The following is a 7,418-nucleotide window of genomic DNA, read 5'->3' on the forward strand; positions in this document are numbered from 1 at the left end:
CGCGGCGAGCCGCTCGTCAGCAGCAGGCGGGGGAGCCGTCGCTCGACCAGTCCGGTACCGCGCCCGCGCCCGCTGCGTCCGGGTCCGCTGACTCCGCGTCGGACGCGCGCCCCGCACGGGTCGCGCCGCGTGCGGAGGATCGGGCATCGGCCGCCGCCGAACCCGTGTCCGCGGCAGAGCCGTCCCGTGCTCCGGAGACGACGGCCGTCCCCATCGCCCGTGGCTCGCGTGAGACGTTCATCGAGCACGACGCGGATGCGACGCGGCCGCTGCCCCGTGTCTCCGCACCGACAGCCGCCTCGACCGCGCGGACCTCTCCCGACGAGCCCGCCGTCGGCGGCGGGCTCGACGACCTGTTCGTGTCGGGTGACGACGACCACCGCGGGCCGGGCGCGCCGAAGAAGAAGCGCCGCAAGGGCTGCCTGATCGCCCTCATCGTCGTCCTCGCGATTATCGGCGGCATCGTGGCCGGCGGCGCCTGGGCGTGGAGCACCTACGGTGATCGGATCAGCGACGCCATGGGCTGGGGAGACGCGAAGGACTGGGAGCCGGGGCTCGCGACCGGCGAGGTGTATGTCACCATCAAGTCGGGCGACACCGGCCAGCCGGTCTCGGCAGCGCTCCACGAGGCGGGCGTGACCAAGACCGCCGATGTCTTCTACGACTACCTCATCGACGAAGGCATCGCCGTCACGTTCTATCCCGGCGTCTACCGCCTGCAGAAGAAGATGACGGCCGAGGCCGCCCTCGCCGCCCTCCAGGACAAGGAGAACAAGCTCGAGAACACCGTCTCGGTGTCGGAGGGCGGCACGATCAAGTCCTCGCTCCCGGCGATGGCGGAGACGCTCGGGCTGCCGCTCGCGGACTTCGAGGCCGCGGTCGCCGATCCGTCCGTCTACGGCGTCCAGGCGCAGAGCCTGGAGGGGTGGCTGTTCCCCGCCGTGTACACGTTCGATCCCGGCGTCACGGCGACGCAGGCCATCCAGCAGATGGTGGATCGTACGCGGGAGGCGCTCGACGCGGCCGGCGTGCCCGCGGACGACGCGCAGCGCGTGCTCACGATCGCCTCGATCATCCAGCGCGAGGGTCGCACGGACGACTTCGCCAAGGTGTCGCGTGTGATCGAGAACCGCCTGGCGATCGACATGAAGCTGCAGATGGACTCGACCGCGCAGTACGGCTACGGCTCGCTGCACGAGGGCGTGGTGTCGAGCTCCGCAGAAGCGCTCGAGGACCCGAACCCCTGGAACACCTACGTGAACACCGGGCTGCCGGTCACACCGATCGCGAGTCCGAGCGAGGCGGCCATCAAGGCGGCCATGCAGCCCGCCGACGGTCCATGGCTGTACTTCGTCACGGTGAACCTCTCCACCGGGGAGACGCAGTTCTCGGAGACGCTCGCCGAGCACGAGCAGGGCGTGGAGAAGTGGCGCGAGTGGTGCAGGGCGAACCCCGACGGGGGCTGCTGAGGCCGTGACGTCGACCCGACTCGCGGTCTGGGGCGACCCGATCGCGCACTCCCGGTCGCCCGAGCTGCATGCCGCGGCCTACCGCGTGCTGGGTCTGGACTGGGAGTATGGACGCCGGCGGGTGGCGGCCGACGAATTCGCGGCTGCCGTGCGTGGTCTCGACCCCTCGTGGCGTGGGCTGTCGCTCACGATGCCCCTGAAGGAGGAGGCGTACCGGTTCGCCGCGGCGCGCGACGCGCACGCGGAACTCACGGGCGCGGTCAACACCCTCCACCTCGGCTCCACCCCGGCGGGCTTCAACACGGATGTGGGGGGCATCGTCGACGCGCTGGCGGAGGCGGGGATCACCACCGCGGACACCGCGCGGCTCCTGGGAGCAGGAGCCACGGCAGCCTCGGCACTCGTGGCCCTCGCCGACATGGGGGTGTCGCGCGTGGACGTCCGGGCTCGTCGACCCGAGCGGGCATCGGGTCTGGTGGCGCTGGGGGAGCGTCTCTCGGTGGTCGTCTCGGCGCATCCGCTCGCGGACGCGGATGCCGGGTCGCGGCCGAGCCGGGTGGACCTGACCGTGGCGACGCTGCCGTCCGGCACGATCCTGCCCTCCGCGGTGACAGAACCCCTGGCCGCTCGGGGCGGTGCGCTGTTCGATGCCGCGTACGCGCCGTGGCCATCGTCGCTCGCGGCGGCGTGGGGCGACGGCGCGGTCGTGTCGGGGCTGGGGATGTTGCTGCACCAGGCTGTGCGACAGATCCGCATCTTCCACCACGGCGATCCGGCCGCGCCCCTCCCGGCCGAGACGGACGTGATCGCCGCCATGCGCGCGGCGCTCTGACCCGCGACGACACGCGGCGCGGCGGACGCGAAACGCATGGGAGACTGGAGCAATGCTCCGCGTGCTCACGGCCGGCGAATCACACGGCCCAGAACTCATCGCCGTCATGGAGGGTCTGCCTTCCGGCGTCCCGGTGTCGTCCGAGGCCATCCAGGCCGATCTCGCGCGTCGCAAGCTGGGCTACGGCCGCGGCTCGCGCATGAAGTTCGAGCAGGACGAGCTCACGATCTCGGGCGGGGTCCGGCACGGCAAGACGCTCGGCAGCCCCATCGCGCTCCGCATCGGCAACACGGAGTGGCCGAAGTGGATCGAGGTCATGAACCCGGAGCCCGTCGAGCTCACCGACCGGTCGCGCGGTCGCGGTGCACCTCTGACCCGCCCGCGGCCCGGCCACGCGGATCTGGTCGGGATGCAGAAGTACGACTTCGACGAGGCTCGTCCGATCCTCGAGCGTGCGAGCGCGCGGGAGACCGCGGCACGGGTCGCGCTCGGCGCGATCGCGCGGTCGTTCCTGTCCGAACTGGGTATCCGCCTGGTCAGCCACACGCTGTCGATCGGCCCGGTCCGGGTGCCGGACCGGGCACCGCTTCCCACCCCGGATGACGTCGCCGCACTCGACGCCGATCCGCTGCGCTGCTTCGACCGGGCGACGTCCGCACTGATGGTCGCCGAGGTCGACGATGCGAAGAAGGACGGCGACACCCTCGGCGGCATCGTCGAGGTGCTCGCGTACGGCCTTCCGCCCGGGCTCGGGTCCCACGTGCACTGGGACCGGCGCCTCGACGCCCGTCTCGCGCAGGCGCTCATGAGCATCCAGGCCATCAAGGGGGTCGAGGTCGGCGACGGCTTCGAGACCACTCGGCGTCGCGGGTCGGCAGCCCACGACGAGCTCTTCGCCGCCGCCGGGGGCATCACCCGCGGTTCGGACCGCGCGGGCGGCACCGAGGGCGGGATGTCCACGGGCACGGTGCTGCGCGTCAGGGCAGGCATGAAGCCGATCGCGACCGTCCCGCATGCGCTCCGCACGATCGACGTTGCGACGGGGGAGGACGCGACAGCGCACCACCAGCGCTCCGACGTGTGCGCCGTGCCGGCCGCCGGTGTGGTGGCCGAGGCGATGGTCGCGATCGAGCTCGCCCGGGCCGTGCTGGAGAAGTTCGGCGGAGACAGCATCCGCGAGACACGGCGCAACCTGGCGGGATACCTCGATGGCATCCCCGAGGAGCTGCGCACGGCACCCGCGTCCGAGGCGGCGCTCATCGCGCATGACGAACGCGGCTGATCCGCTGTCGGTGATACTGGTCGGCCCGATGGCGTCGGGCAAGACCAGCGTCGGTCGACGGGTCGCTCGACGACTCGGGGTGGGTTTCATCGACACCGACAAGCGGATCGTCGCGGCGCACGGCCCCATCCCCGCCCTGTTCGCCGAGCACGGGGAGGCGCACTTCCGCGACCTCGAGCGGGCGGCGGTCGCGCAGGCGCTGAGCGAGGGCGGCGTGATCTCCCTCGGCGGCGGCGCCGTGACGGACGCCGACACCCGGCACCTGCTGCACGGCCACCCGGTGGTGTTCCTCACGGTGAGCGAGGACGCGGTGGCCGACCGGCTCCGCGGCGGCACGAGGCCGCTGCTGGCCGGCGATGACCCCGTCGAGCGGTGGAAGCGGATCTTCGCGGAGCGGCGCGAGTGGTACGAGGAGGTCGCGTCGATCTCGTTCGACACCTCGCGACGGCCGATGCAGCGCATCGCGGACGAGATCGTGGCATGGAGGAGAGAACAGAGATGAGCACGACCACCATCGGCGTCACCGGCGCCGACCCCTACGACATCGCGATCGGGCGCGGCATCCTCGACAGCGTCTCGGCAGCCCTCGCCCCCGGCGTGCGGAAGGTGCTCGTGGTGCACCCGCCGACCCTCGCGAACCGTGCGGCGGAGCTTCGTGACCGCCTCCTCGCCGACACCGCCGACGGCCCGCGCGAGGTGCTGCTGGCCGAGATCCCCGATGCCGAGCAGGGCAAGCGCATCGAGGTGGCCGCCTTCTGCTGGCAGATCATGGGCCAGGCCGACTTCACCAGGACCGACGCGGTCGTCGGCTACGGCGGAGGGGCCGTGACGGACCTCGCCGGGTTCGTGGCGGCGACCTGGCTGCGCGGCGTGCAGGTGGTGCACGTGCCCACGACGGTCCTCGGGCTCGTGGATGCCGCGGTGGGAGGCAAGACCGGCGTGAACACGGCCGAGGGCAAGAACCTCGTCGGCGCGTTCTGGGCGCCCCGTGCGGTGATCGGAGACCTCGACGAGCTCGGCAGCCTGAGCCCGAACGAGGCGACGGCCGGTTTCGCCGAGGTCGTGAAGGCCGGCTTCATCTGGGCGCCGGAGATCCTGGACATCGTGGAGGCGGATCCGGCGCGGGCGGTCGACACGACCACGGAGGAGTTCCGCCGGGCCGTGGAGCTCGCGGTCGGCATGAAGGCGCAGGTCGTGTCGGACGACTTCCGTGAGTCGGGTCTGCGGGAGATCCTCAACTACGGGCACACGCTGGGCCACGCGATCGAGCACGCCGAGCGCTACCGCTGGCGGCACGGCGCGGCGATCTCGGTGGGCATGCTGTACGCCGCGGAGCTGTCGCGGCTGGCCGGCAGGCTCTCGGATGCGGCTGCCGAGAGGCACCGGTCGATCCTGGAGTCCCTGGGCCTTCCCACGTCGTATCGCGCCGGCGCGTGGCCGCAACTGCTGGCGACGATGCAGCGCGACAAGAAGAGCCGCGGCGGGATGCTGCGCTTCATCCTGCTCGACGACATCGCGAAGCCCACCGTGCTGCAGGCACCCGACGAGTCGCTGCTGTTCGCCGCCTACCAGGAGGTGGGCGAGTGAGCGTCCACGTGCGTCGCGTCGAAGCCGAGGAATGGTCGCAGGTGAAGGATCTGCGGTTGCGCGCCCTGGCCGATCCGGCCGCCCCGATCGCGTTCCTCGACACCGTGGAACATGCGAGCGGCCAGCCCGACCGTTTCTGGCAGGAGCGCACCGCGAACGCGGCCGAGCCGTCGGCGGCTGCGCAGTTCGTCGCGGTGACCGATGCGGGGGAGTGGGTGGGCACCGCCACCGTGCTGCCGCACCGCGAGCGACCCGAGGCCGGACTCGTCGTCGGCGTCTACGTCGCGGACGAGCACCGGGGCTCCGGCGTGATCGACGCTCTGCTCGACACGGCGGCGGCCTGGGCCCTCGAGCAGGGTCTGGCCGCGCTCGAGCTGGAGGTGCACGTCGACAACGACCGGGCGCAGGCCGTGTACGCGCGCGCCGGGTTCGCACGGACCGGGGAGATCGAGACGACGGGCTTCGGTCGGGAGTGGGTTCTGCGGCGTGAGCTCGCCGGGTCGGAGGGCGTGAGGGCATGAGCATCGAGCGTCGGCTGCTGCTGGTCAACGGCCCCAACCTCAACCTCCTCGGGACGCGGGAGCCCGACATCTACGGCACCGCGACCCTCGCGGACGTCGAGCGGATCACGACCGAGACCGCGGTCGAGGCCGGTTTCGCGGTGCGGGCGGTGCAGAGCAACCACGAGGGCGTGCTCATCGACGCCATCCAGGCCGCACGCGCCGACTGCATCGGGATCATCATCAACCCGGGCGGCCTGACGCACACCTCGGTCGTGCTGCGCGATGCGCTGACCGGGGTGGGCCTGCCGTTCGCGGAGGTGCACATCTCCGACGTGTACGCGCGGGAGGAGTTCCGCCATCACTCGTTCCTGCACGATGTGGCCGCGGTGCGCGTGATCGGGCGCGGTGTCGACGGCTATGCCGACGCGGTGCGGGAGCTGGCCGCGCTTCTCTGACCCCTGGCCAGAGGCGGGCGCACGCGGGGCGTGCGTGATCATCCCGTAGAATCGACTGTCGGCCGACTCCGGCCCCACGGACTCACGAACGGAACCTTCAGCGCATGGCATCCACCGCAGACATCAAGAACGGCGTCGTCCTCAGCATCGACGGGCAGCTCTGGAGCGTCATCGAGTTCCAGCACGTGAAGCCCGGCAAGGGTGGCGCGTTCGTCCGCACCAAGCTGAAGAACGTCGTGTCGGGCAAGGTCGTCGACCGCACGTACAACGCGGGCGCGAAGATCGAGATCGAGAACGTCGACCGCCGTGACTACACCTACCTGTACACCGACGGCGACGGCTTCGTGTTCATGGACCAGACCGACTTCGACCAGATCACGCTTCCGGCGGCGACGGTCGGCGACGCGAAGAACTTCCTGCTCGAGAACCAGCAGGTCACGATCGCCCTCAACAACGGCAACCCTCTCTACATCGATCTGCCGGCGTCCGTGATCCTCGAGGTCACCTACACCGAGCCCGGCCTGCAGGGCGACCGCTCGTCGGCCGGCACCAAGCCCGCGACCCTCGAGACCGGGTACGAGATCCAGGTGCCTCTGTTCCTGGAGACCGGCACGAAGGTCAAGGTCGACACCCGCACGGGTGACTACCTCGGCCGCGAGAAGTAAGGCGTGAGCGCCCGCACGAAGGCGCGCAAGCGCGCTCTCGACATCCTGTTCTCCGCCGACGTCCGCGGCGACGACCTCGCGATCGCGCTGGCGGCCGAGGCCAAGCGCGCGGCGAGCGAGCCCGCTCGCGAGGCCTCCTGGCTGTACGCCAGGGAGATCGTCGACGGCATCATCGACCAGCGCGACGAGATCGACGAGCAGATCACCACGCACAGCCGCGACTGGAAGCTCGAGCGTATGCCTGCGGTCGACCGGGCGCTGCTGCGCATCGGCGTCTGGGAGATCCTGTACAACGACGAGGTGCCCACCGCCGTCGCGATCGACGAGGCCGTGGAGCTGGCGAAGGAGTTCTCGACCGACGACTCCGGTCCGTTCGTGCACGGCGTGCTCGCCCGGGTGGCTCGCGCCGCCTGAGCGCACCGGCGCCGGTGTCCGTGGCCTCGGAGAGGATCGGGGTATGACCGTTCCCTCCGATGCCGCGCGCGACGACGGCGCGCCGTCCGACTGGCGGTCGATCCTCGGTGCGGCGGTCCCCGCCGAGCCGCGGACCGCGCTCGCGCTGGGGGTCGAGCTCCGGGTGCGCGATTCCCGCGGCGCGAACCCCTGGGCCGCGGGAATCGCGCAC

The 7,418-nt window shown here is 71.4% G+C and carries 9 protein-coding genes; all 9 read left to right on the forward strand.

Annotated features, from left to right (window positions below):
• On the forward strand, window positions 1-1,469 hold a 1,469-nt coding region (mltG, locus tag DW299_RS09310), incomplete at its 5' end, for an endolytic transglycosylase MltG (RefSeq protein WP_240745363.1).
• Window positions 1,470-1,473: 4 nt separating this feature from the next.
• Window positions 1,474-2,301, forward strand: a complete 828-nt coding sequence (locus tag DW299_RS09315; RefSeq protein WP_136036417.1) for a shikimate dehydrogenase family protein — start codon at window positions 1,474-1,476, stop codon at window positions 2,299-2,301.
• Between the two features lie 52 nt (window positions 2,302-2,353).
• Complete coding sequence (gene aroC, locus DW299_RS09320; RefSeq protein WP_136036418.1) at window positions 2,354-3,583, forward strand: chorismate synthase; 1,230 nt, start codon at window positions 2,354-2,356, stop codon at window positions 3,581-3,583.
• Window positions 3,567-4,085 (forward strand): shikimate kinase, encoded by a 519-nt coding sequence (locus tag DW299_RS09325; protein WP_136036419.1) that lies wholly within the window; start codon window positions 3,567-3,569, stop codon window positions 4,083-4,085. Before aroC ends, DW299_RS09325 begins: the two co-directional genes overlap by 17 nt.
• On the forward strand, window positions 4,082-5,170 hold the full coding sequence (gene aroB, locus DW299_RS09330) for a 3-dehydroquinate synthase (protein ID WP_136033671.1): 1,089 nt from the start codon (window positions 4,082-4,084) through the stop codon (window positions 5,168-5,170). The genes DW299_RS09325 and aroB overlap by 4 nt, the downstream gene beginning before the upstream one ends.
• Complete coding sequence (locus DW299_RS09335; protein ID WP_136036420.1) at window positions 5,167-5,691, forward strand: GNAT family N-acetyltransferase; 525 nt, start codon at window positions 5,167-5,169, stop codon at window positions 5,689-5,691. The genes aroB and DW299_RS09335 overlap by 4 nt, the downstream gene beginning before the upstream one ends.
• A complete protein-coding gene (locus DW299_RS09340; RefSeq protein WP_136036421.1) occupies window positions 5,688-6,128 on the forward strand; it encodes a type II 3-dehydroquinate dehydratase in 441 nt (146 codons plus the stop codon). Before DW299_RS09335 ends, DW299_RS09340 begins: the two co-directional genes overlap by 4 nt.
• 104 nt (window positions 6,129-6,232) lie before the next feature.
• Window positions 6,233-6,793, forward strand: a complete 561-nt coding sequence (gene efp / locus DW299_RS09345; RefSeq protein ID WP_136033676.1) for an elongation factor P — start codon at window positions 6,233-6,235, stop codon at window positions 6,791-6,793.
• Window positions 6,794-6,796: 3 nt separating this feature from the next.
• Window positions 6,797-7,207: a transcription antitermination factor NusB gene (gene nusB, locus DW299_RS09350; protein WP_136033679.1), complete on the forward strand. Its 411-nt coding sequence runs from the start codon at window positions 6,797-6,799 to the stop codon at window positions 7,205-7,207.
• Window positions 7,208-7,418: the final 211 nt, after the last annotated feature.

It is taken from the genome of Microbacterium sp. K35, from assembly GCF_004794375.1.
In the GTDB taxonomy this organism is placed as follows: domain Bacteria; phylum Actinomycetota; class Actinomycetes; order Actinomycetales; family Microbacteriaceae; genus Microbacterium; species Microbacterium sufflavum.